Source organism: Amycolatopsis sp. NBC_01480 (assembly GCF_036227205.1).
Classification (GTDB): domain Bacteria; phylum Actinomycetota; class Actinomycetes; order Mycobacteriales; family Pseudonocardiaceae; genus Amycolatopsis.
In genome coordinates, this window is record NZ_CP109442.1 from 4,107,680 (window position 1) to 4,131,450 (window position 23,771).

21 protein-coding genes are annotated in these 23,771 nt (G+C 72.1%); 13 read left to right on the forward strand and 8 right to left on the reverse strand.

The genetic code is table 11. The features are described from left to right. Positions 1-14: 14 nt before the first annotated feature. The gene (locus OG371_RS19745; RefSeq protein ID WP_329071270.1) at positions 15-512 is read right to left on the reverse strand and encodes a hypothetical protein; all 498 of its coding nucleotides are present in this window, start codon (positions 510-512) and stop codon (positions 15-17) included. A gap of 493 nt (positions 513-1,005) precedes the next feature. Here OG371_RS19745 and OG371_RS19750 point away from each other — a divergent pair, with 493 nt between their 5' ends. The 3 genes from OG371_RS19750 to OG371_RS19760 all read left to right on the forward strand — a co-directional run bounded on the left by OG371_RS19750 (position 1,006) and on the right by OG371_RS19760 (position 7,720). Then, entirely contained in the window at positions 1,006-1,791 is a 786-nt protein-coding gene (locus OG371_RS19750) for a hypothetical protein (protein ID WP_329071272.1), read from the forward strand. 409 nt (positions 1,792-2,200) lie between these two features. Then, positions 2,201-3,895, forward strand: a complete 1,695-nt coding sequence (locus OG371_RS19755; protein ID WP_329071274.1) for a DNA polymerase Y family protein — start codon at positions 2,201-2,203, stop codon at positions 3,893-3,895. Between the two features lie 483 nt (positions 3,896-4,378). Further along, positions 4,379-7,720: an error-prone DNA polymerase gene (locus OG371_RS19760; RefSeq protein WP_329071276.1), complete on the forward strand. Its 3,342-nt coding sequence runs from the start codon at positions 4,379-4,381 to the stop codon at positions 7,718-7,720. Between the two features lie 20 nt (positions 7,721-7,740). Here the strand turns inward: OG371_RS19760 and OG371_RS19765 are convergent, their stop codons facing one another. Next, positions 7,741-8,325: a TetR/AcrR family transcriptional regulator gene (locus OG371_RS19765; protein ID WP_329071277.1), complete on the reverse strand. Its 585-nt coding sequence runs from the start codon at positions 8,323-8,325 to the stop codon at positions 7,741-7,743. Between the two features lie 99 nt (positions 8,326-8,424). Here OG371_RS19765 and OG371_RS19770 point away from each other — a divergent pair, with 99 nt between their 5' ends. Genes OG371_RS19770 through OG371_RS19780 form a run of 3 tightly spaced genes read left to right on the forward strand, consistent with a single transcriptional unit; the run spans position 8,425 to position 10,260 of the window. Further along, positions 8,425-9,504: an aldo/keto reductase gene (locus OG371_RS19770; protein ID WP_329071279.1), complete on the forward strand. Its 1,080-nt coding sequence runs from the start codon at positions 8,425-8,427 to the stop codon at positions 9,502-9,504. Beyond that, positions 9,501-9,650: a hypothetical protein gene (locus OG371_RS19775; protein WP_329071281.1), complete on the forward strand. Its 150-nt coding sequence runs from the start codon at positions 9,501-9,503 to the stop codon at positions 9,648-9,650. Before OG371_RS19770 ends, OG371_RS19775 begins: the two co-directional genes overlap by 4 nt. Positions 9,651-9,672: 22 nt before the next feature. After that, positions 9,673-10,260: a pentapeptide repeat-containing protein gene (locus tag OG371_RS19780; protein ID WP_329071283.1), complete on the forward strand. Its 588-nt coding sequence runs from the start codon at positions 9,673-9,675 to the stop codon at positions 10,258-10,260. A 48-nt stretch (positions 10,261-10,308) separates the two neighbouring features. Here the strand turns inward: OG371_RS19780 and OG371_RS19785 are convergent, their stop codons facing one another. After that, on the reverse strand, positions 10,309-13,728 hold the full coding sequence (locus OG371_RS19785) for a TNT domain-containing protein (RefSeq protein ID WP_329071285.1): 3,420 nt from the start codon (positions 13,726-13,728) through the stop codon (positions 10,309-10,311). 293 nt (positions 13,729-14,021) lie between these two features. Between OG371_RS19785 and OG371_RS19790 the strand changes: the two genes are divergently transcribed. Both OG371_RS19790 and OG371_RS19795 read left to right on the forward strand, forming a co-directional pair. Further along, positions 14,022-14,876, forward strand: coding sequence for a bifunctional methylenetetrahydrofolate dehydrogenase/methenyltetrahydrofolate cyclohydrolase (locus OG371_RS19790; protein WP_329071287.1), 855 nt, complete (start codon positions 14,022-14,024; stop codon positions 14,874-14,876). After that, on the forward strand, positions 14,876-15,181 hold the full coding sequence (locus OG371_RS19795) for a DUF3017 domain-containing protein (RefSeq protein WP_329071289.1): 306 nt from the start codon (positions 14,876-14,878) through the stop codon (positions 15,179-15,181). The genes OG371_RS19790 and OG371_RS19795 overlap by 1 nt, the downstream gene beginning before the upstream one ends. A gap of 43 nt (positions 15,182-15,224) precedes the next feature. On the opposite strand, the gene OG371_RS19800 is transcribed toward OG371_RS19795, so the two are convergent. Further along, positions 15,225-16,409: an MFS transporter gene (locus tag OG371_RS19800; RefSeq protein WP_329071290.1), complete on the reverse strand. Its 1,185-nt coding sequence runs from the start codon at positions 16,407-16,409 to the stop codon at positions 15,225-15,227. Positions 16,410-16,601: 192 nt separating this feature from the next. Further along, positions 16,602-16,925 carry an ArsR/SmtB family transcription factor gene (locus OG371_RS19805; protein WP_329071292.1) on the reverse strand — a complete coding sequence of 108 codons (324 nt, stop codon included), beginning with the start codon at positions 16,923-16,925 and terminating at the stop codon, positions 16,602-16,604. A gap of 111 nt (positions 16,926-17,036) precedes the next feature. Between OG371_RS19805 and OG371_RS19810 the strand changes: the two genes are divergently transcribed. From OG371_RS19810 to OG371_RS19820, 3 genes are read left to right on the forward strand one after another with little or no spacing between them, the layout of a single operon-like run. Beyond that, positions 17,037-18,230, forward strand: coding sequence for an MFS transporter (locus OG371_RS19810; protein WP_329071294.1), 1,194 nt, complete (start codon positions 17,037-17,039; stop codon positions 18,228-18,230). Between the two features lie 24 nt (positions 18,231-18,254). Then, entirely contained in the window at positions 18,255-18,899 is a 645-nt protein-coding gene (locus OG371_RS19815; protein ID WP_329071295.1) for a spermidine synthase, read from the forward strand. Further along, entirely contained in the window at positions 18,881-19,447 is a 567-nt protein-coding gene (locus OG371_RS19820) for a hypothetical protein (protein ID WP_329071297.1), read from the forward strand. The genes OG371_RS19815 and OG371_RS19820 overlap by 19 nt, the downstream gene beginning before the upstream one ends. On the opposite strand, the gene OG371_RS19825 is transcribed toward OG371_RS19820, so the two are convergent. Next, positions 19,444-20,388: an NADP-dependent oxidoreductase gene (locus tag OG371_RS19825; RefSeq protein ID WP_329071300.1), complete on the reverse strand. Its 945-nt coding sequence runs from the start codon at positions 20,386-20,388 to the stop codon at positions 19,444-19,446. The genes OG371_RS19820 and OG371_RS19825 overlap by 4 nt on opposite strands. A 120-nt stretch (positions 20,389-20,508) precedes the next feature. Between OG371_RS19825 and OG371_RS19830 the strand changes: the two genes are divergently transcribed. Continuing rightward, on the forward strand, positions 20,509-21,090 hold the full coding sequence (locus tag OG371_RS19830) for an HhH-GPD-type base excision DNA repair protein (protein ID WP_329071302.1): 582 nt from the start codon (positions 20,509-20,511) through the stop codon (positions 21,088-21,090). A 9-nt stretch (positions 21,091-21,099) separates the two neighbouring features. Here the strand turns inward: OG371_RS19830 and OG371_RS19835 are convergent, their stop codons facing one another. Then, positions 21,100-21,867, reverse strand: a complete 768-nt coding sequence (locus OG371_RS19835) for an AraC family transcriptional regulator (RefSeq protein WP_329071304.1) — start codon at positions 21,865-21,867, stop codon at positions 21,100-21,102. 50 nt (positions 21,868-21,917) lie between these two features. Here OG371_RS19835 and OG371_RS19840 point away from each other — a divergent pair, with 50 nt between their 5' ends. Then, positions 21,918-22,331 (forward strand): DUF2000 domain-containing protein, encoded by a 414-nt coding sequence (locus OG371_RS19840; RefSeq protein ID WP_329071306.1) that lies wholly within the window; start codon positions 21,918-21,920, stop codon positions 22,329-22,331. Positions 22,332-23,142: 811 nt separating this feature from the next. Here the strand turns inward: OG371_RS19840 and OG371_RS19845 are convergent. Then, the gene (locus OG371_RS19845) at positions 23,143-23,742 is read right to left on the reverse strand and encodes a class I SAM-dependent methyltransferase (protein ID WP_329071308.1); all 600 of its coding nucleotides are present in this window, start codon (positions 23,740-23,742) and stop codon (positions 23,143-23,145) included. Between the last annotated feature and the right edge of the window lie 29 nt (positions 23,743-23,771).

Consider the following 23,771-nt stretch of genomic DNA (forward strand, 5'->3'; position numbering starts at 1 on the left):
ACCGTCATAAACACTCACGAGTGCTGAGCTGCGAGGGGCTGGGAATAGTCCGGCAGTGGCCAGTCGCCGCCGCGGTCCTCCTTCGCGAACCGCGCGGCCAATTCGGGCAGCCGCAGGAACGTGGCCACCGCGCCCATCGCGCGAATGCTGGTGATTCCCAGGCGGCCCTTCGGGAATCCGAGGCGCAGCAGCTTCGGGTTGACCTCGTCCTGAACGTGCTCGATGAACGGCTTCAGCGTCGCTTGGTACTGCGCGAACGCGGCCGGGGGGTCATCCGGGTTCCGGTTGATCTCCCCGGCCAGGACGTAGGCGCCGACCAGCGCGGGGCGCGGCTGCATGCCGGCACCAATCCGCAGGGGACGGACCTTTCCCGCGCCTTCCACAAGGTCGCCTTCCTGGTCGCCGCGGGCCTGTCTGAGCGGGACGCGCAGATGGCGATGCTCACCACCGGTCACTTCACGGTCTTGAGCGTGCTGGAGGAGCAGGCCGGTATCGGCGACGGCGCGGGGCATCCCCCGCTGGATCCCGCGGCTGTGTTTGATGCTGGGCTGACGTTGATTGTCGATGGGGTGGCGCAACGTGTTGGGCCGGTTGCGTCTCGGCGGCGTTGACGTCGCTTCCTGGTTTCAGGCGGATTCTGCCCGGCACGAGGCGCCTTGATCGGGTGATGGATGTCCTGACTCGCGTCGTCTGCTTGACAGGGATTCCCGGTCTGAGGTCTACTGGAGCCATCGAACAGGTGTTCGATGCAGGGTGTTGGAGCCGCCTTCCCCGCGGTGAAACGGTGCCCCGCCCGTCCCATGGTCCTTCCGGCGTGGGGGCGGGTTGGTGTGCCGGTGTGCGTCATGGCGTCCGGCGTCATGGCGTGCCGCGGCGCGACGCACGTCGTGTCCGTGTTCGAGCTGCCGCTCTCGGGCGGCCGCTTCGAGTGGTCGCTGGTGAGTGATCGCTTCGAGTGGCCGTTTGCGAGTGGTCGCGTTGATCCGTACGGGGGAGGTGGATGTGGTGACGGCTGTGGTGGAACCGCCGGTCGCGCGGCTGGCGGCGTTGCCCGGGGTGAGCACGGCGAGCCGGGTGGCGGCCCAGGCCGCGCATGCCAGGACGACGGGAAGGGTGCTCCCGGTGTCCCCGGCGCTGGCCGGTCTGCTGCCCGCCTCGGGGCTCCGGCGCGGGAGCACCGTGGCGGTCCACAGTTCCACCTCGCTGCTCCTCGCCTTGCTCGCCGAGGCCACCGCCGCCGGGTCGTGGGCGGCGGTGGTCGGCGTGCCTTCACTGGGGGTGGCCGCGGCGGCCGAACACGGCGTCGCGGTCTCCCGGCTGGCGCTGGTCCCACGCCCGGGCGCCGAGTACCCGGCCGTGATGGCCGCCCTCCTGGACGGCGTCGACCTGGTCGTCACCGAGCCCCGCTCGGTCCAGCCGTCGATCGCCCGCCGCCTCTCGGCGCGCGCCCGCCACCGCGGCGCCGTCCTGGTCTCACTGGGCCCCTGGCCCGCGGCCGACGTCGAACTCCACTGCACCCGAGGCCCCTGGTCCGGCCTCTCCCGCGGCGCCGGCCACCTGGAATCCCGCCCGGTCGTGGTCCACGCCGCCGGCCGTGGCGCCGCCGCCCGCCCCCTGTCCACCGCCCTGACCCTCCCCGACCCGACCGGCCGGATCGCCCCGGCCCGGGTGGAACCGGCAGAGCCGATGGAGCTGCCGATGGGGATGCCACGCCAGCTGACCCGCGCGGAGGCCGCGGAGGAGACCTTGGCTGCTCCGCTGCACCTGATCCCCGAGGAGGCAGTGGGATGACCACTTCCTGCTTTGGTCTTCGCGGGTCCGTCTATCCGGCGGCAGTCGTTCCTGCTGCTGTTCCTGCCTCCGCCACCGTGGTTCCTGTTGCTGTCGTTCCCGCTGTCGCCACCGCCGCTGTGCCTTCCGCCGCCGCGGTTTCTGCCACCGGCACCGTTCCTGCCGCCGCCGTTCTTGCGACCGACACCGTTCCTACTGCCGCTTACTTTGCTGCCGCCGCTGCTGTTCCTGCTGCCGCTGTTCCCGTTCCCGCCGCCACCGCCGTTGCTGCCATCACCGCTGCCACTGTCGTCGCCGGGCTTCGCGGTACCCGGGTGACTGCTCACCACGTCGGCCCGCGCTCCGTCTGTCCCGGCACTGCCCGGACCGCGTCCGTCCACAGTGCACACTCCCGTGGGGCGGTCACCCCATGAGCGTCCTGCCCACCCGCCTGCTGGTCCTCTGGTGTCCGGACTGGCCGGCCGTCGCGGCGGTGGCGGCGGGTGGGGTGGCCGTCACTAGGCCTGCCGCGGTGTTTCTGGCGAACCGGGTCGTGGCGTGTACGGCAGTGGCGCGGGTCCGGGGGGTTCGCCGGGGGATGCGGCGGCGGGAGGCGGAGGCCCGGTGCCCCGAGCTGGCCGTGTTCGGGGCGGATGAGGGGCGGGACGCGCGGCTGTTCGAGGCCGTCGCGAGGGCGGTGGAGGAACTGGTCGTCGGGCTGGAGGTGGTGCGGCCCGGGCTGATCGCGGTGCCCGTGTCCGGGGCGGCGGGCTACTTCGGCGGCGAGATCCGGCTCGCCGAGAAGCTGCTGGACCAGGTCGCCGCCGCGGCCGGGGTCGAGTGTCAGGTCGGGGTCGCGGAGGGGCTGTTCGCGGCGACCATCGCGGCCCGGCACGGGGAGTTCGTCGAGCATGGGGAGGCGGCCGCGTTCCTCGCGCCGCTGCCGGTCGCCGAACTCGACCAGCCGGGCAGCGAACGCGCGGAACTCGTCGGCCTGCTCACCCGGCTCGGGCTGCACACGCTCGGTGCCTTCGCCGCGCTCACCGAACGCGACGTGCTGGCCCGCTTCGGATTCGAAGGCGTCCTGGCGCACCGGCTCGCCCGCGGCCTGTCGGAGCGGCCGCCGTTGCGGCGCCGTCCTCCGCCGGAGTTGTCGCTGACGGAATCGTTCGACCCGGTGCTGGAACGGGTCGACGTCGCCGCGTTCGTGGCCCAGAGCGCCGGCGCCCGGTTCCACGCGGGCCTCGCCGAGCGGGGGCTGGCCTGCACGCGGCTCGGCATCTACGCCACCACCGAATCCGGCGAGCAGCTCGGCCGCGTCTGGCGTTGCGCGGAACCCCTGACGCCGCAAGGGGTTTCCGACCGTGTGCGCTGGCAGTTCGAGGGCTGGCTGCGGGCCGCGCCCGGTGCCCGGCCCACCTCGGGAGTCGCCCGGCTGACGCTGGAACCGCAGGAGACGGTCGAGGGCCGGTCCCTGCAACTCGGCCTCTGGCGCGGTGGCAACCCGGCCGCGGGCCCCGACGAGGACGAGGAACTCACAGCGGAACGCGCCGGCCGAGCCTTCGTCCGGGTCCAGGGCCTGCTCGGGCCGGAGGGGGTCGTCACGCCGCTCCTCGACGGCGGACGAGACCCCGCGGGCCGCGTCCGCCTCGTGCCCTGGGGAGACGCCCGTGACCCGGTTTCGCCCCCGGACTCGCCGGTGCTCGCCCTACCAGCACCGTCCCGCGAAGGCTGGAGTCACGACAACGGCCCCACCGCCTGGGGCGAAGCCCTCGGCGCGACCTGGCCGGGACGGCTGCCGGCGCCCTCCCCGGCGACGGTGCTCGTCCGGCCACTGCCCGCCGAGGTCGTCGACGCCGAAGGACGGCTCGTGGGCCTCACCGCCCACCGTCGCCTGACCTCGCCCCCGAGCCGCCTCAGCATCCTCGGCGAGCCGTCGAGGGAGGTGCTCGACTGGTCCCGGGTCTGGCCGATGACCAGGGTGGCCAACCGCGCGCCTGGCCCCCCGCGCGCCCGGGTGCAGATGCTGATCGCCGGCGCGCCGGACGAGCCGCCCGAGGCCGTCCTGCTCCTGTGCGCGGGCCTGGAAAATCCACAGTGGACAGTAGAGGGAGTGTACGACTAGGTGAACGACGACTACGTGCGCCAGGTACTGGCCTGGCTGCGCTCCGCACTCCGCCCGGAGACCCTGGACTCGGCCTGGTCCGGCCACACCCGGCTGCCCGCGATCCCGCCCCAAGCCGAGATCCCGGACGGCGCCGATGCTCGCCCGCCCGCGATCCCGCCACGGGAGGCAGGCCTGAGTGATGCCGGTGCGCCCCTGCCCGCGACCTCGGCGCAGGAGGTAGGCCTAGGCGACGCCAGTGCGCGCCCGCTCGCGATCCCGCCGCAGCGGGCCAGGCTGGGCGGGGTAGGTGCACCCCTGCCTGAGACAGGTCTGGCCGATGCCGGTGCGCGCCTGCGCGCAATCCCGCTGCAGAGGGCAGCTCTCCGCGACACCGGCACACCTCTGCCCGCAATCCCGCCCCAGCGGCCAAGCGCAACCGGCCCCGCCGCCGACGTTCTAGTCCCCGCGCCCCGCCCCTCGTCGGAGAGATAGGCCAGACAGATGGGCTGGAACAATCCGCCGGTTCCGTGGAAGGACCTCGCCCGGGCCCTCTCCGGGGCCCTGCCGCCCGGGGACCACGGGGACAGTCCGGCCTGGGGGAGGCGTCGCGAGGGGTATCAGCGGCCTGAGCGGGTGGCGCCGCCGCGGAGTGATCTTGAGGTGGCCAAGGGGCGGGTGCCGTATGCCGAATTGCACTGCCACTCCAACTTCAGCTTCCTCGACGGCGCCAACCATCCCGAGGAGCTCGTCGAGGAGGCCTCGCGGCTCGGGCTCGACGCGATCGCGCTGACCGACCACGACGGGATGTACGGCGTCGTGCGGTTTGCCGAGGCGGCGAAGGAATTGGGCGTCGCGACGGTGTTCGGGACCGAGTTGAGCTTCGGGCTTTCCGGGCCGCAGAACGGGGACGCCGATCCCGAGGGCGCACACCTCCTGCTGCTGGCCCGCGGTGATCAGGGGTACCGCAGCCTGTGCCGCGCCATCACCGCCGGGCAGATGCGCGGGCACGACGGCCGCGCGGAGCCCGGGCTGCACGCCGAAAAAGGACGGCCGATCTACCGGCTGCGCGAGGTCGCCGAGGAGGTCGCCGGGCAGTGCGCCGTGCTCACCGGGTGCCGCAAGGGCGCGGTCCGCACGGCGCTGGTCACCCGTGGGCCCGCCGCGGCGGCCGAGCGGCTGCGGGAACTCGTGGAGCTTTTCGGCCGTGACAACGTGTACGTCGAGCTGACCGACCTCGGCCTGCCGCTCGACGACACGCACAACAACCTGCTCGCCAAGATGGCCGAGGACTTCGGCCTGCCCACCGTGGCGACCACCGCCGCCCACTACGCCTGGCCGGAGCGGGGCGCGCTCGCCGACGCGCTCGCGGCCATCCGCGCCCGGCGCGGCATCGAGGAGCTGGAGCCCTGGCTGCCGCCGGATTCCATGGCCTTCCTGCGTTCCGGCGCGGAAATGGCGGAGATCTTCGAGCGCCACCCCGGCGCCGTCCAGCGGTCCGCGCTGCTCGGCCGCGAGTGCGCCTTCGAGCTGCACCACCTCGAGCCGAAGCTGCCGCCGTTCGACCTGCCCGACGGGCGCACCGAGGCGGAACACCTGCGCGTGCTCACCATGAAGGGCGCGAAGGAGCACTTCGACGGCAAGGACCACGAAGAACGCGCGTACCAGCAGCTCGAGCACGAGCTGAAGATCATCGAGGAGCTGGAGTTCCCCGGCTACTTCCTGATCGTGCACGACATCGTCGAGTTCTGCCGCGAAGCGAACATCCTTTGCCAGGGCCGGGGATCCGCGGCGAACTCGGCCGTCTGCTACGCGCTCGGCATCACCAAGATCGACCCGGTGCTGTACAAGCTGCTCTTCGAACGGTTCCTCGCCCCGGACCGCGACGGCTACCCGGACATCGACCTCGACATCGAGTCCGACCGCCGTGAGGAGGCCATCCAGCACGTCTACACGAAGTACGGCCGGCTCAACACCGCGCAGGTCGCCAACGTGATCACCTACCGCGCCCGCTCGGCGATCCGCGACGCCGCCCGCGCGCTCGGCTACTCACCCGGCCAGCAGGACGCGTGGGGCAAGCAGATCGACCGCTGGGGTTCCTTGCGCAGCACCGAAAAGGACCACGACCACGACATCCCGGACGACGTGGTCCAGCTCGCGTTCGCGCTCGAGGACTTCCCGCGGCACCTGGGCATCCACTCCGGCGGCATGGTGATCTGCCAGGAGCCGGTGAGCCAGATCTGCCCGGTCGAGTGGGCCCGGATGCCCGGCCGCAGCGTGGTGCAGTGGGAGAAGGAGGACTGCGCCTCGGCCGGGCTGGTCAAGTTCGACCTGCTGGGCCTGGGCATGCTCTCGGCGCTGCACTACATGCTCGACCTGGTCTTCGAGCACAAGGGCGTGCGCGTCGACCTCGCCGACCTGGACCTGAAGGACCAGAAAATCTACGACATGCTCTGCCGCGCCGACGCGATCGGCGTGTTCCAGGTGGAGAGCCGCGCGCAGCTGGCCACGCTGCCCCGGCTGCAGCCGCGGGAGTTCTACGACCTCGCGGTGGAGGTCGCGCTCATCCGCCCCGGCCCGATCCAGGGCGGCTCGGTGCACCCGTACATCCGCCGTGCGCAGGGCCGCGAAGAGTGGGACTACGACCATCCACTGCTGGAAAACGCGCTGAGCAAGACCAAGGGCGTCCCGCTGTTCCAGGAGCAGATGATGCAGATCGCCCTGGACGTCGGGGGTTTCACCGCCGCGGAGGCCGACCAGCTGCGCCACGCGATGGGCTCCAAGCGGTCGGTGCGGAAGATGGAACGGCTGCGGCAGCGGTTCCTCGACGGCGCCGTGGCCAACGGCGTCGGGCTGGAGCTGGCGGAGCAGATCTTCCTGAAGCTCAAGGCGTTCGCGAACTTCGGCTTCCCGGAGAGCCACGCGCTGAGCTTCGCGCACATCGTGTTCTCCAGCGCGTACTTCAAGTACTACCACCCGGACGCCTTCTGCGCGGGCCTGCTGCGCGCGCAGCCGATGGGCTTCTACTCACCGCAATCGCTGGTGGCCGACGCCCGACGGCACGGGGTCACCGTGCTCGGCCCGGACATCAACCTCAGCCTGCCGCACGCCACGCTGGAACCCTTGCCGGACAACGGGGAGCTGCGGGCCGTGCGCAACGGGATCGGTACCGTCCGCTCGGTCGGCACCACGGTCGCCGAGCAGATCGTGGCCGAGCGCGAGCAGCACGGGCCGTACGCGAGCATGTCCGACCTCGCCCGCCGGGTGCGGCTCACCACGCCGCAGCTGGAGGCGCTCGCCACGGCGGGCGCGTTCGCCTGTTTCGGCCCCGACCGCCGCCAGGCGCTGTGGTCGGCGGGCGCGGCGGCCCAGGACCGGCCGGAGAAGCTGCCCGGCACGGGCACCGGGGTCGACGCGCCGACGCTGCCGGGCATGGACGAGCTGGACGTCGCCGCCGCGGACGTCTGGGCCACCGGCCTGTCCCCGGACAGCTTCCCGACGCAGTTCGTCCGCGACCGCCTCGACGCGCTCGGCGTGGTCACCGCGGACCGGCTGCTGGGGCTGGAAGACGGCGAACGCGTGCTCGTCGGCGGCGCCGTCACGCACCGCCAACGCCCGGCCACCGCCGGCGGCGTCACCTTCATCAACCTCGAGGACGAGACGGGCATGGTCAACGTCATCTGCACACTCGGCCTGTGGCAACGCTTCCACCGTGTCGCGCGCTCCAGCGCGGCGCTGCTGGTCCACGGTGTGCTCGAAAAGGCGGACGGGGTGGCGAGCGTCCGGGCCCTCAAACTCGAGCCGCTGCCCCTGCGCATCACGGCGAAGTCCCGTGACTTCCGCTGAGCGCAGGGCCGCCGCGGCGCTCAGATCGGCTGGGGCGGCGCCTGCAGACCGGAGAACACGGCGGCGATCAGGCGTCGTCCCTGGGCCAGGCCTTCGTTGTTGTCCGCCACCCGCCACAGGAAGCTCATCAGCATGATGATGTCCGCGGGCTCGTGCCCGGCGGCGATGGTCCCCTCGGCCACACAGGCGTCGACCAGCTTGGCCACCGCCGCGGTGGTCGGCGCCCAGGAAGCGCTGATCACGTCCTGAGCCGCGGCGCTGTGCAATGCGTCGCCGAGCCCGTGCTTGATGCGGATGTAGGCCGAAAGGGTCTCGAACCATTCGACGAACGCGGCCTTGGCCGACGAGTGGCTCGCCAGCACCTGGTCGGCGGTGGTGGTCAGCCGTTCGATGTCGTGCTGGTAGGCCGCGAGGATCAGGTCCTCCCGGGTGGGGAAGTGGCGGTACAGCGTCCCGGCGCCGACGCCCGCCCGCTTGGCGACCTCGCTCAACGGCACCAGCGGGTTGTCCGCGAACAGCTCGTGGGCGGCCTCGATGATCGCGACACGGTTGCGCGCGGCGGCCTTGCGCTGGGTGCCGTAGGTGCTCGGCGTCTGGTCGGTCATCACCCGATGATGCCCTCCCGTTGACTCGCGGACAATCCTCCGCTAGTTTCGGACTTGCGGAGAATCCTCCGCAAGTTCCCTTCGGCAGGAGGCGCACCCATGCGCTACGTGAAACTCGGCGCCACCGGTCTGGACGTCTCGCCCATCGCCATCGGCGCGATGACCTACGGCGAGCCCGCCCGCGGCCACCCCGTCTGGTCGCTGGGTGAAGAAGACGCCCGCCCGCTGATCAAGCACGCCCTGGACGCGGGCATCAACTTCTTCGACACCGCCAACATGTATTCGAACGGGTCCAGCGAGGAGATCCTCGGCCGCGCGCTGCGTGACTTCGCGGACCGGGACGACGTGGTGATCGCGACCAAGCTCCGGCATCCCATGCGCCCCGGTCCGAACGGGAAAGGCTTGTCGCGCAAGGCGATCATGACCGAGATCGACCACTCGCTGCGGCGCCTGGGCACCGACTACGTCGACCTCTACCAGGTGCACCGCAACGACCACGCGACCCCGCTGGAGGAGACCCTCGAGGCGCTGCACGACCTGGTCAAGGCCGGCAAGGTCCGCTACCTCGGCGCGTCGTCCATGCCCGCCTGGGAGTTCGCCAAGGCCCTGCACCTGCAGCAGCGCCACGGCTGGGCCCGGTTCGTGTCGATGCAGGACCACTACAACCTGCTGGCCCGCGAGGAAGAACGCGAGATGATCCCGCTCTGCCTGGACGAGGGTGTCGGCACCATCATCTGGAGCCCGCTCGCCCGCGGCCGGCTGGCCCGGGCCTGGGACGACGCCAAGTCCACCGCCCGCTCCGGCACCGACGGCGCGTACGCCGACGCGCTCTATTCGCCCGAGCAGGAGACGTCCAACCACGCCATCATCGACGCGGTCGGCCAGGTCTCGGCCGCCCACGGGGTAAGCCGCGCGTCCGTCGCTCTGGCTTGGCTGCGTCGTCAACCGGTCGTCACGGCGCCGCTGGTCGGCTCCGGTTCCATCGCGCAGATCGACGACGCGATCGCTTCGCTGGACGTCGAACTCACCGACGAGGACGTCCGCTCCCTCACCGCGCCCTACACCCCGCGCTACGACTGGCAGGGCGTCTCCGACGAGGAGACCATGAACGCGATCCGCGCCCGTATCCCGGGAATGGCGCTACCCGACCGCAAAACCGAGCGCGAGGCCACGACATGACCCGGGTGCTGGTCACCGGCCTCCTCGGCCGCCGCAGCCGGCACACGACCGAGAAGGCGCAGCGCATCCTCGGCTGGACGTCGCGGCCCGCCGGACGGACCGCCGTCGAATGCGCCGAAAGTCTCATCGGGCACGGGCCCGCCTGAGCGGCTGTGACATCCTGTCGGGGTGATCGAGACGGGTGAGGACTACCACGAGGCCGTGCTTTCCGGGCAGTGGTGGGAAAAACGCCAGTTCGTCGGCTGCGACTTCGCCGAGGCGGACCTGCGGGACCTGCGCACCCGGGGCTGTACGTTCGACGACTGCGACTTCACGAGGGCCGACCTCGCGGGCTCGCGGCACGACGCGTCGGCGTTCCGTTCGTGCAAGTTCGACCGGACGGTGCTGGCCGAGAGCCGGTGGTCGTCGTGCTCGCTGCTCGGATCGTCCTTTATGGACTGCCGGTTCCAGGGCATCGCGCTGACGGAGTGCGACCTTTCGCTCGCGTCGCTGGCCCGGGGACGGCTGCGCAAGCTCGACCTGTCCGGGCTGCGGCTGCGCGAGGCCAACCTGACCGAGGCCGACCTCACCGACACGGACCTGCGCGGCAGCGACCTGAGCGGCGCCCGGCTCCTCGCGGCCAAGCTGCCCGGCGCCGACCTCCGCGGCGCGGTGCTCGACGCGAACGCGTTGGTGCAGGCCGATTTACGCGGCGCGTACATCGACCCGGACACGGCCATCGCCTTCGCCGCCGCGCACGGACTCGTTGTCAAATAAGCAGTGAAGGCCCCCGGCGGAAACCGGGGGCCTTCACTGTGACGACGGTCAGTCGATGGGCGGTTCGCCCGGGTCCAGCTCGATCAGGTCACCCTCGGCGACCAGCTCCTCGATCGACGCCGGCAGCAGGTACGCCGACCCGCCGCCCGGCTGGTTGAACCACGGGATCGCGACCCCGGCGAGCGTCTCCAGCGGACGCTGCACCCGGTACACGTGGTACGGCCGGTGCACCCACTCCGGCACCAGCGAGCGCTCCTCGAACGGCGTCCCGGCGGCGTAGGTCAGGTTGCCGTTCGGGCCGCCGAAGCGGTCCAGCTCGCTGCCCGCGGGCAGCTCGCGCAGCTCCTTGCCGCGGAACAGCGTCAGCGGCGGCTCGCCCGAAAGCGGCGAGATCGGCCACTGCTGTCCCGAGCCGCCGCCACCGTTGACACCGCGGCCGCCCGCGCCGTTGGCGGCCCGGACCGGCTCGTCACGGCGCTGCGGCGGGGACATCGGCGGCGGCATCGGCGCCCCCATCGGCGGTTCCCGGCGCGGGGGAGCGACGGGCGGCGCGACCTGCGTCGGTGCCGCCACGGACTGCTGCGCCGGGACCGCCGGGACCGGCGGGGCCAGCGGAGCCGGCGGACGGGCCGGTGGCTCGTCGTCGCCGAGCAGTTCCTCCGCCGAGGTGAACGCGGTCTGCTCCTGCGGCGGCACGTCCTCGCGCGGCCGCACCGGGAACGAGCCCGTCGCGACGGCCGGCGAAAGCGTCGCCATCACCGGCGGCTTCGGGGCGTCGGCCACCGGGTCCTCGGCGGGCGGCGCGGGCGGAGGCTCTTCTTCGACCGGCGCGTGGCCGTCCGGGTGCATCAGCACCTTGCCGAGCATGAAGGCCGCCGCGTCCTCGGCGTCGCCGAAGACCGCCGGGTTGACCAGCTCACCGTCGTACCAGGCGACGCGCCAGCCCTCCTCGACCTGTTCGACGCTCCAGCCGCGGTCCGTCGCCTCGCCGAGCCGGTACGCCTCCTCGGGCACGTCGAGCTGGTCGAGCTTGTCCTGCAGACCGGCCAGCGCGGGCTCGGCGGGCCGGGCCCGGCGCGACCGTCGCGGCTGCGGGGCGGCCTGCGGCTGGACGGGCTGGGGCTGGACCGGCTGGGCGTCGGCCTGCGGCGCCTCGGCCTCGTCCGGCTCCTCGGACCGCATCGCGTGGCCACCACGCGCCGGCGCCTCGGGCACCGGCAGCACTCCGGGCACCGCCGGGATCCCGGGCACGGACGCCTCGGCGTCCATCAGCGAGGTCGGCGGGCCCGAGTCGAACTCCGGCTCCTCCTCGCGCAGCTGATGGCCGCCCTCGTCCTCACGCAGCTGGTGCCCGCCGTCGTCGGCGTACGGGCTGCCGTCGTTGCTGTACTGGTCCGCGTCCTGGCCGCTTTCCTCGACGTACGGGTCGGGGTGGACGCCTTCCTCGGCGTACGAGTCGGAGTGCTGGCCGACCTCGTTGCCGTACGGGTCGGTGTGCTGCTCGTCTTCGTAGTGCTCGTCGCGGCCCGCTTCGGACTCCGGGCCCGTGTACAGACCGTGCTGTTCGCTGAGCTGCTCTTCGTCCTGCGGGCCGGTGTACAGGCCGTTCTGGTCCGCGTGCTGCTCGTCCGGCTCGACGGGCGCGTACAGCTGCGTGTGCTGCTCGTCGTGCTGAGGCACGGGCGGGCCCGCACTCGGGTCGACGGGCGCGTACAGCGCGGTCTCTTCGGCAGGCCGCGGCTGCCCGGGCGGCGCCGCGTGCGGGTCGACCGGGGCGTAGAGCTGCGTGTGCTGCTCTTCGTGCTGCGGCGCGGCGTCCACCGGCGCGTAGAGCGCGGTCTCCTCCGCGGGATGCGGCGGCTGCCCCGGCGGGGCGGCGTTCGGGTTGACCGGGCTGTACAGCGCGGTCCGCTCGGCCGGCGGCGTCGCCGACGGGCCGTTCGGGGCCTGGCCGGGCTCGAACTCGGCGTGCTGCTGCTCGTCGGCGAAGTGGTCGTCGAACTCGTTCTCGTAGCCCTCGTCCTCGTGGTACTGCTCTTCGCCGTACGCCTGGTCGTCTTCGTGATGCGCGTCCGGGTAGTCGTCGAAGGCCTGCTCGAACGGCGGCTCACCACGCTGCTCCGGCTCCGCGGGCGGCGTGTGCACCGCGAGCGGGACGTCCACCGGCGCCGGTGCTTCCGACGGCGCCGAGCCACCGGCACCCGCCAGTGCGGCGGCACCCGCCGCGCCGATTCCCGCGGTCCCGAGGGCTGCGGCACCGAGCGCCGCGGCACCGAGGCCGGGCCCACCGGGACCAGCCTGGCCGGGACCACCGGGACCGGGCTGGCCGCCAGGACCGGCCTGTCCACCCGGACCACCTTGGCCGGGCCCGCCAGGCCCACCGGGACCGGTTTGACCGAGGCCACCCGGACCAGCCTGACCCGGACCACCAGGTCCAGCCTGACCCGGCCCACCGGGCCCGCCCTGAGCAGGACCGCCAGGACCGCCTTGACCGGGCCCACCAGGTCCACCGGGCGCACCCTGACCGGGCCCGCCAGGACCACCGGGCCCACCAGGTCCGCCCTGACCGGGACCGCCAGGACCACCAGGCCCACCCGGCGCCTGCCCCTGAGGAGGCGGTCCGGGCCGCTGCTGCGGCGGCTGCTGGTTGCCGCGGGTCAGGTATGCCGCGGCGCCCTGCAGGGCGAGGTCGTCGACCGGCGGGAGCTGGAAGCCGTTCGAGCGGATGTGCTCGACCAGGTCGTTCTCGGGCGAGACGCCGTAGCGCTGCAGGTAGAAGTTCACCGCCGCGGGCCAGATCCACTGCCCGTCGCTGTGGAACGCGACGGGCACGGTGGCCTCGGGCGCCGGCGCGAGCCGGTCGATGTCGTACCCGCGCTCCTGCACGACCAGCGGCGCGTGGTCGAGGTAGTCGAGCAGCCGGTCCTGCTCCGCCACCTCCAGATCGGGACGGTTGATCACGGGACGGCCGGCCGGGCCGATGGTGTCGAAGATGCGCGCGATGCGGAAGTGCGGGCCGGGCTGCTCGGGGCCGAGACCGGACATGCGCCGGATCAGCCACTCGGGCACGTTCTCCTCGGTGCGCGGGAACATGCGCAGCTCGTCCTGGTACGCCTGCGGCGGCGGGGCCAGGTTCCACGGCGGCTCGTCGCGGTTGTACTCGAGGTTGTAGCTGGAGGGGTGGTCGAGCTGGTAGCGCGCGTTGAACCAGGTGCCGCGCCCGTCGCGGTACATGCCACCGCGCAGCCGTCCGAAGAGGGTCGCGATGTCGTGGGTGGCGACCCACTCCTGACTGGCCCCGTCCTCGGTGAGGATCTGGCCGGTCAGCTCGTGGTACCTCCCGACAGCCCGGTACTCCGCGGTGACTTTGCGCCAGTCGCGCGGTGCGGCGCGCAGCAGGGCCAGTCCGATCTGCTTGACCAGTGTGTCCTGCTCCGTCGCGTTCAGCTGCGTCGTCGGTTGTGCCACGGTGACATTTTGACTGTTCGCGCGCACGAACGCACCCCGCATGCGGGTTTTGCCACTCGAGCGCAAGCCGGCATGCGGTCTGACCTCGGCCGACGCCTTATGCGGAAGATCACACGCACGTGCGAGCCGACCCGCGGAGCCGGTGGTGGGGGTAACCGGCAGTCTACGGGCAGTGGTCATCCGCGCCCGGCCGCGACGCGCGGGGTGATCGTGATCCGCCCCGGACGGCTCACCCGGCCGGGTTCCCCCGGGCGAACTGCGGTCTCCGGCGCCGCTTTGCCAGAATGGGCGTCGTGACGGCGAAGATTCTGGACGGCAAGGCCACGAAGGACGCCATTTTCGCGGAGCTGCGCCCGCGGGTGGCCGCGCTCGCCGAGCGGGGGGTGGTCCCCGGGCTGGGCACGGTGCTGGTCGGCGACGACCCCGGCTCGCACTCGTACGTGAAGATGAAGCACGCGGACAGCGCGAAGATCGGCGTCAACTCGATCCGCCGCGACCTGCCCGCCGACATCTCGCAGGAGAAGCTCGAGGCTGTCATCGACGACCTGAACGCCGACCCGGCCTGCCACGGCTACATCGTCCAGCTGCCGCTGCCCAAGCACCTCGACGCGAACCGGGTGCTCGAGCGCATCGACCCGGACAAGGACGCGGACGGCCTCGCGCCGATCAGCCTCGGCCGGCTCGTGCTCGGCGAGAAGGGCGCGCTGCCGTGCACGCCGTACGGGATCATCGAGCTGCTCAAGCGCCACGACGTGGAGCTGAACGGCGCGCGGGTCACCGTGGTCGGCCGCGGCATCACCGTCGGGCGCACGCTCGGCCTGCTGCTCACGCGCCGCAGCGAGAACTCCACCGTGACGCTCTGCCACACCGGCACGCGCGACCTCGCCGCGGAGGTCCGCCGCGCCGACATCGTGATCGCGGCCGCGGGCGTGCCCGGGATCATCACGCCGGACATGGTGCAGCCGGGCGCGGCGGTGCTGGACGTCGGCGTCTCGCACGTCGACGGCAAGCTCACCGGTGACGTCGACCCGGCCGTCGCCGAGGTCGCCGGCTGGCTGTCGCCGAACCCCGGCGGCGTCGGCCCGATGACCCGGGCGATGCTCGTCAGCAACGTCGTCGAGGCGGCGGAACGCACGGTCGCGGGCTGATGGCGATGGCGGGCGACCGGCGCCGGGACGGGAAGGCCTGGGCGGTCCACGTGCCGTTCGCGGTGGTGCTGCTGCTCCTCGCGGCGGCGGCGCTGCGCACCTTCCAGTACCACTGGCGCGAGGGCGCCATCCTGGTCGGCGTCGCGTTGTTCGTGGCCGGGTTCCTGCGCGCGGTGCTGCCCGCCGACAAGGTCGGCCTGCTGGCGATCCGCGGCAAGAAGGTCGACGTCGTCACCTGCGGCCTGCTCTGCGCCGCGGTCCTCTACATCGCGCTGACGATCACCGGCGGCCCGTTCGACTCGTGAGTGTTTATGACGGTTCTAACCGTCATAAACACTCACGAGCTGGTTACGAGGCCAGCGCCAGTTCCCGCTGCTCGGCCGCGCGGGCTTCCCGCCGGTCGAGCGTGCCGGAGAACAGGGCGATCGAAAGGCCCAGCACCGCGAGCGAAGCGCCGACCCAGTTCGGCGCGACCAGGCCGAGGCCGCCCGCGATCACCAGGCCGCCCAGCGAGGCGCCGATCGAGTTGGCGATGTTGAACGCCGACTGCACGGCCGCCGAGACGAGCGACGGGGTGCCGCCCGCCTTCTCCATGATCCGCGCCTGCATCATCGGGCCGATCATGAAGCCGGCCACGCCCACGAAGAAGATCGTGATGGCGGCGCCGACCTTGCCCTGCGCGGTGATCGTGAAGATGCCGAGCACCGCGGCCAGCGCGAGCAGCGCGGCGTACAGCCCGGGCATCAGCGCCCGGTCCGCGAGCCGGCCGCCCAGGTAGTTGCCCAGCGTCATGCCCACGCCGGCCAGCGAAAGCAGCAGGGTGACGTTCGACGGCGAGTAGCCGGCGACGTCGGTGAGCATCGGCGTGATGTAGGACAGGCAGGCGAACACGCCGCCGAGGCCGAACGTGACGATGGCCAGCGCCAGCCACACCTGCGGACGGCGGAACGCGCCCAGCTCGCCCCGCAGGGAGGTCTCGGCCGGACGGCCCTGGTGCGGCACCAGCTTCGCGATGGCGGCCGCGGCCACCAGCCCGATCACGGCGACCACGCCGAACGTCGCGCGCCAGCCGACCTGCTGGCCCAGCAGCGTGCCCAGCGGCACGCCGATCACGTTCGCCAGGGTCAGGCCCATGAACATCATGGACACGGCCTTGGCCCGCTGGCCCGGCTTGGCCATGCTCGACGCGACCACCGCGCCGGCGCCGAAGAACGCGCCGTGCGGCAGGCCGGCGAGGAAGCGGAACGCCACGCCGAACTCCTGGTTCGGCGACAGCGCGAACAAGCCGTTGCCCAGGGTGAACAGGCCCATCATGGCCAGCAGCATGGTTTTGCGCGGCAGCCGGACGGCCAGCGCGGTGAGCAGGGGGGCGCCGATCACGACGCCGAGCGCGTAGGCGGAGATGAAGTAACCGGCCGTGGGGATGTCGATGTGGAAGTCCGCGGCGGTCTGGGGCAGCACACCCATCATCACGAACTCGGTGGTACCGATGCCGAAGGCACCGATGGCGAGTGCGAGCAACGCGACGGGCACGGCTCTCCTTCCTTGAGAAATCGATTACTCAGCCCGGGCTGAACCCGTTCTGAAGCGCTTTAGTACGAGGGCAAAAAACAAGACAGCCTGTGCGGCCCCGACGCCGTCGAGCTGTCTCAACCCAGTTCAACCGACGCGGGGCCGGTTTGTCATCCCGGTATTCGGGTGAGCCTCTTCACGCCGGGCGCTTCGCTAGCGCCGCGCGGCCAGCACGCCGTCCAGCAGGCCCGGGAAGAGCGCGTCAAGATCGTTGCGGCGCAACGAGTTGTACCGCGTGGTGCCCTCCTGCCGGCCGGCGACGACGCCCGCCTGGCGCAGGATTCCGAGGTGGTGCGTGACTGTGGACTTCGTCACCGGCACCTCGAGCACGCCGCATGCGACCTCGGTGCCCGCCGCGGCGAGCTGGCGGACGATCCCCAGCCGGACGGGGTCGGCGAGGGCGCGCAGCACCGCCTCGACGGTCATCTCGTCGCGGGCGGGATGGACGAGCGGGGTCAGGTGCGCGGTGTCGGCCACGGCCCCATTGTACGACGCCCGTCGAAATTGTCGGTGGGTCGTAGTACGGTCGAGATCGAACTACGACGTTCATCGAACCAATCACCCTTGTTCGCCTTTGGGGGCACGTCCATGTCCACCGTCCCGTCCTCGGGCACGTCCCGGAACGCGGTGCTGGCGTTCGGCGCCTTCGGCGTCGGCACCAGCGGTTACATCGTCGCCGGGCTGCTGCCGTCGCTGACCGCGGAGCTGCACATCTCCGCGACGGCCGCCGCTCAGCTCGTCACGTCCTTCGCCATCGCGTACGCCATCGGCTCGCCGCTGTTCGCCGCGGCCACCGGCCGCTGGGAGCGCCGATCGCTGCTGGTCGCCGCGCTCGTCGTCACCGGCCTCGGCAACCTGTTCGCCGCTGTCGCGCCGGGTTACACCACGCTGATGATCGCGCGGGTGGTCACCGCCGTGGGCGCTGCGGTCTTCACGCCTGGCGCCACCGCGGTCGCCGCGGAGCTGTCCACTCCCGAGCGCCGCGGCCGCGCGGTCGCGACGGTGTTCGGCGGGCTGACCGTCGCGCTCATCTTCGGGGTGCCGCTCGGCAGCCTGATCTCGCAGCAGCTTGACTACGAAGCCGCGTTCCTGCTCGTCGGCGTGCTGTCGCTGGCCGGCGCGGTCGCCATCCGGCTCGTGCTGCCGAAGGTCGCCGCACCGCCGGCGGTGCGGCTGGCCGAGCGGTTCGCGGTCGCGCGGGACAAGCGCGTGGTCGCGCTGCTGGTGACCACCGTGCTCGCCTGCCTCGCCGCGTTCATGGTCTACACGCTGGTTTCGCAGCTGCTCGCCGCGACGGCCGGGGTCACCGGCGCGACCGTCACGATCCTGTTGTTCTGCTACGGCATCGGCGGCGCGGTCGGCAACTACGTCGGCGGCCGGGTGGCCGACCGGTGGGGCGCGCGCGTGCCGATCCTCGTGGTGCTGGCCGGGATCACCCTGGTGTTGGTGCTGCTGCCGTTGACCACCGCCACGGTGGTGGGCGCGGCCGTCACGCTGTTCTTCTGGGGCATGGGCACGTGGGCGTTCAGCCCGCCGGTGCAGCACCGGCTGATCGAGCTTTCGCCGGGTCACGCGGGCCTCGCGCTGTCGCTCAACGCCTCGGCGATCTACCTCGGCGTCGGGCTGTCCGGCGTCGTCGGCGGCGCGGTGCTGACTTCCGCGGGCCCGAAGGCGCTGCCGGAGATCGCCGCGGTGCTGACCGCCGTGGCGTTCGCCGTGATGCTGTTCTTCTGGGGCGCGCGGGCCCGCGCGGCGGCCCGTGAGGAGGTCGCCGTCGGCTGAGGCGCCTGTGAGAGGCTGCCCGGCGTGGCTGAGGTGCTGGATGTGGTGACCGGCCGCGGCGGTGAGCTGGTGCTGCGGCGGGACGGGTCGGCGTTCGAGGTGATCGCCAACGGGGTTTTCCTGATGGACACGCGAAACGGGGAGTCGGAGCGGCTCCTCGTCACCGGCGCGGCCGACCGGCTGGCGCCCGGCGCGACCATCCTGATCGGCGGCCTCGGCGTCGGCTTCTCGCTGCGCGCCGCGCTGGATCACCCGAACGTCGACTCGGTGGTCGTGGTGGAGCGCGAGGCCGCGGTGATCGAGTGGAACCGCGGCGGCCCGTTGCGCTCGGTGCACGACGACGCGCTCGCGGACCCGCGCGTGCGCGTCGTCGAGGTAGACCTGGTGGCGTGGCTGCGTGCCACCGAGGAGCGATTCGACGCGCTGTGCCTGGACATCGACAACGGTCCGGAGTGGACGGTCACCGAAGGCAACGCCGAGCTGTACGCGGAGTCCGGAGTGGGCGGTCTGGCACGGCTGCTGCGCCCGGGCGGCGTGCTGGCCGTGTGGAGCGCGGGCGCGGCGCCGTCGTTCACGGACCGGCTGCGCACCCGGTTCGCCGACGTGCGGACCGTCGAGGTCCCGGTGCCGCGGGGAGAGCCGGACGTGCTGTGGTTCGCGCGCTCCTGACCGCGGCCGTCGAGGAAAACGCCGCCTGGTGCGACGTGTACTGCCGGGTCCGCGGCGCCACGGGTGTCTTCGGCCCGCGTGCGTGGACGTCGCCCGCGCGCACTCCGGAGTTCTACCCGGACGCGGTGACGCTGACCCCGTCCGCCACCGCGGCGGACGTGCTGCCGCTGGTGGACGCGTCGGCGGGCTGCTCGATGAAGGACAGCTTCGCCACGCTCGAACTGCCGGGTTTCTTGGTGCTGTTCGAGGCTTCGTGGCTGCATTTTCCGGTTCCCGCCACTGTTTCAGGGTGGACGGCGTCGCCCTCGCCCGATCCGTCGTTCGTGTTCCTGACCGGGCCGGGCTCGTCCGCGATCGCCCACCGCGGCTCGTCGGCGGCAGGGCTTTCGAACTTCACCGGTGACGACTGGTCCGGCGCCGTCGCCGCCGTCTCGGCCGCGTTCCCCGGGCTGCCGGTGGTGGGCTACGAGCACGGCGACGCCTTGTCTGCCGCGCTCGCTTGGGGCGCCGAGCCGCTCGGCCCGTTACGTGTTTTGTTGGTGAGTTAGGGGAGCAGGACGACCTTGCCGTGGGGGTGGCCGGAAACGCTGAGTTCCACGGCGTCGCGCCATTCGGCCAGCGGGTAGGCGCGCGCGATCGGGATGCGGAACGCGCCTTCGGCCGCGAGGGCGGCGTACTGGGGCAGGAAGGTCGACGCCGGCACCGGTGCGGTGGCGTGGTCGAGGTTGACGCGCGCGCCCAGCCGTCGCGCCTCCTCGTGGTTGCTGATCGTCATGACCCGGCTCGGCTCCTCGACGACGGTGATCAGCTCGGCGATCGAGCCGGGCCGCGGCGGCGGGGCGTCGAAGACGAGGTCAACCGGCCCGCCGGCGAGTTCGCGTACTCGGTCGGCCAGACCGTCGCCGTAGGAGGTGACCTGGGCGCCCAGCTTCGTGAGCTCGTCGGCGAAGGTGGGGCCGGCCGTGGCGATGACCCGGGCGCCGCGGCGCAGGGCGATCTGGACGGCGGCGAACCCGACCATCGCGCCCGCCCCGTTGACCAGCAGCGTGTTCCCGGCTTCGAGGCCCAACGCGTCGAGCGTCCAGTTCGCGGTCTGCACGGCCATCGGCAGCACGGCCGCCTCGACCGGGTCCAGTCCCTCGGGCACCGGGTACCAGCTGGTGAGGATCGCGAACTTGGCGGCGCCCGCGCTCGGCTGGCCGATGAAGTCCGCCGTCCCGAAGACCCGGTCCCCGACGGCGACGTCCTCGACCCCGCCGCCTACGGCGTCGACCGTGCCCGCGACGTCGTAGCCGATGCCGCGCGGCAGGTTCCCGGCCATGAACCCGCGGCAGAGCTCCCAGTCGGCCGGGTTGAGCCCGGCGGCGGTCACCCGCACCCGGATCCGGCCTTCCGCGGGGTCGGCCACTTCGGCGCGCTCCTCACGCAGTACGGCCGAGGGCTCGCCGTACCCGTGGAACCGGACGGCGGTGGCGGTGATGGGGCTCATGGGTTCTCCCTTTGCGTAGTGACAGTTACTGACTCTACCACGTAGTGACAGTAACTGTCGTAACGCTTCCGGGGGCTGGTTGTGGCGCGAAGGCCGGCCGGCGCGTGGGATTCTGGGCCCATGACGCGTGAAGTGCACCTGAGCGGTGAGGCCGAGGCCGACAAGCTGCTGAGCGAGGACCCGGTGGCGCTGCTCGTCGGGATGCTGCTGGACCAGCAGATCCCGATGGAGGTCGCGTTCATCGGGCCGCGCAAGATCGCGGACCGGATGGACGGGTTCGACGTGCGGAAGATCGCCGAGGCAGATCCCGAGCAGTTCGTCGAGCTGTGCGTCACGCCGCCCGCGATCCACCGTTACGGCGGCTCGATGGGGCGCCGCGTGCAGGCCCTGTGCCAGTTCATCATGGAGAACTACGACGGCGACGCCGAGGCGATCTGGACGTCCGGCCGGCCCAAGCCGGACGGCCCGGAGGTGCTCAAGCGGCTCAAGGCCCTGCCCGGTTACGGCGAGCAGAAGGCCAAGATCTTCCTTGCGCTGCTGGGGAAGCAGTACGGCGTGCAGCCGAAGGGCTGGCGCGCCGCCGCCGGCGCGTACGGCGACCGCGGCTCACGTCGTTCGATCGCCGACGTGATCAACCCCAAGACCCTGGCGGAGGTCCGCGCGTTCAAGAAGGCCGCGAAGGCCGCCGCCAAGGAAGGCTGAACCGGGTTTTCAGCGCCGGGCGAAGCGGCCGGGCGTGGTGCCCAGGTAGCGCTTGAAGTGCCGCGTCAGGTGGGCCTGGTCGGTGAAGCCGGCAGCGGCCGCGACGTCCGCGGGCGGGGTGCCGTCCAGCAGCAGCCGCCGGGCGCGGTCGACGCGACGGCCGGTGACGTACCGGTGCGGTGGCAGCCCGAACCGTCGCCCGAAGGACCGCACGAGGTGCACCGGGTGCGCGCCGAGGGTGTCGGCGGCTTCGGCGAGGGTCAATGCTTCGGGCAGGCGATCGTCGAGCAGATCGCGCAGGTTTTCGGCCAGGCCTTTGGGCGCGTTGACGGGTTCTGGCGCGCCGAGGTGCGCGCGAAGGCGTTCGGCGACAAGGACAAGACGGCTCTCCGCCTCGAGCGGCTCGGGGTTCGCGAGCGTCTCGTGCAGCTGGTGGACGCGGGTGCGCAACAGCCCGTCCGCGAGGCTCGGCCGGTCGACGGCGGCGCCGATCAGGTCCTCGCCGAGCACGTCGGCGTCGAGGTAGAGCACGCGTTTCCGGAAGCCGTGGCTGGTGGCCGCGCGCCCGTCGTGGGCGACGTTCGGGGGCAGCAGCGTGACGGCGGCGCCGAGCGCGCCGTGGTGGTGACGGTCGAGGTCGTAACGGATGGCGCCGTCGTCGACGATCAGCAGCGTCCAGGTGTCGTGGGTGTGCACGGGGTAGGCGTGGTCGACGAAGCGGGCGTGGAACACCTCGGCGATGCCGGGCACCTGCGGGCGCCACGCCGAGACGGTCATGTTCAGAACGTACAAGACCGCCGCGCCCCCACCAGGCGACGCTGACCGCCATGACCCGATTCGACACGAAGATCGCCGTGCTGCTCCGGGACGACCTCGCCTCGTGGCAGCGCCTGAACGTCACCGCGTTCCTGGTGAGCGGAATCGCCCACGCGACGCCCGAACTCCTCGGCGAGCCCTACTCCGACGCCGACGGCACCGAGTACCTGCCGATGTTCGGCCAGCCGGTGCTGGTTTTCTCCGGCACCGCCGAAACCCTTACGACGGCCCATCGCCGGGCCCTGGACCGCGGCCTGCGCATCCCGATCTTCACCGAGGAGCTCTTCCAGACGGGCAACGACGCCGACAACCGGGCTGCCGTCCGCGCGGTGCCTCGGGAGAAGCTCGCGCTGGCGGGATTGGCTGTCCACGGGCCGAAAAACGCGGTGGACAAGATCCTCAAGGGCGCGGAACTCCACCGCTGAGTTGCGCCGAATGGCGCCTTCCCCGGTGACCCGCTGCGCTGCGAGGATCACTGCGGGTGCTCCTGCTGCGCTGACGGCCCGCAGCTGCCGCGGCTGCCCGCTGAACGCCGCGCTTGCGCGGCCTGCTGACGATGACGGTTGTGGCAGGCCGCCGCTGAGCGCCACGGTTGCTGCGCCCTGTCGCCGCGCACCACTGTCGCGGCGCCGGGCCACCGCGCGGTCTAGATCCCTCGCAGCCCAGACCCCCACCCAACCACGGGGGGTGCGCCCCGCTCCATTATATCGCCGCTGACCTGCGAAAACAGGGCTCGGTCGCGAGGTGGCCGTTCGCTGCGCGGGCACACCGCGTCGTGAGGTCGCGAATGGGACATTCGTGCAGCGGTTGAGAGAGGGACTCTCGCGCTGGGCTGCAGCGGTGTCTACGCCGACCTCACCATCAGCTGCCCGACGCGCCGACGACGGCACCGTCACCGACCTCGACGCCACCTTCAACCATCGCTGCGATGCGGCCGATGGTCCCGCCGCACACGGTGAGGTGCATTTCCACCGCTGAGCCGCCGCATGCACTGAGCGAGTCTGTCCGCCCGTGTCGCCGCTGAACTGTGGAAACGGGGTCGGCTGCGAGGCGGCCGCTCGCTGTGCGGGCGACGTGGCCGTTGGCGACGCGTCGGCGGCCGTGAGTGGACCGTTCGCGAAGTGATGCGATCGCGAAAGGTCCGCTCACCGCGTGGTCAGGTCGCGAACGGGACATTCGTGCAGGCAGTTGCGAGAGGGACTCTCCCGCCGCACCCCCGCGAAGCGCGCGTCCCGCCTAAACCACCGCATGCACTACAAACACCGACCGCGTCCGCCCGCCCGCAGTACTGGTCACCGTGTCGGCAGTCGCCTCGCGGAAGCCTGCCGACGTCGCCAGCGCCGCGGCCTCGCTCAGGTCGCCCGGCATCTGCAGGTCGGCCGCCACCACCGAAGCGAACGAGTCCGAGGTCTGGAACCGGTGGACCGAAGGCACGCTGAACGCCACCTGCCCACCCGGCCGCAGCACGCGCCGCCAGTCGGCCAGGGCTGCGGGGCCCAGGAAGTGCAGGGCGGAGGCACAGACGACGGCGTCGGCCGAGTCGTCCTCCAGCGGTAGCGGCACGCCGGGGGCGACCTGCCATGAGATCCGGCCGTCCGGGTCCAGCGAAGGGGCCTTCGCGGCGGCCAGCTCGATCATCGCCGGCGAGATGTCCACCGCGAGCACCGAACCGGGCGAAAGCCTCAGCGCCGCGAAGGCCGCCGCGCCCGTTCCGGTCGCCACGTCGACCAGCAGGGACGGTTCGGGAGCCAATCCGTTGACCAGGGTCTCGGCCACCAGCGGGTGGAAGGCGTCGTCGTCGTAACCGGGGGCCAGTGCGTCGAAGAGTTCACTCACCGGCCCACCTTATTGACGCTGACCAGCGG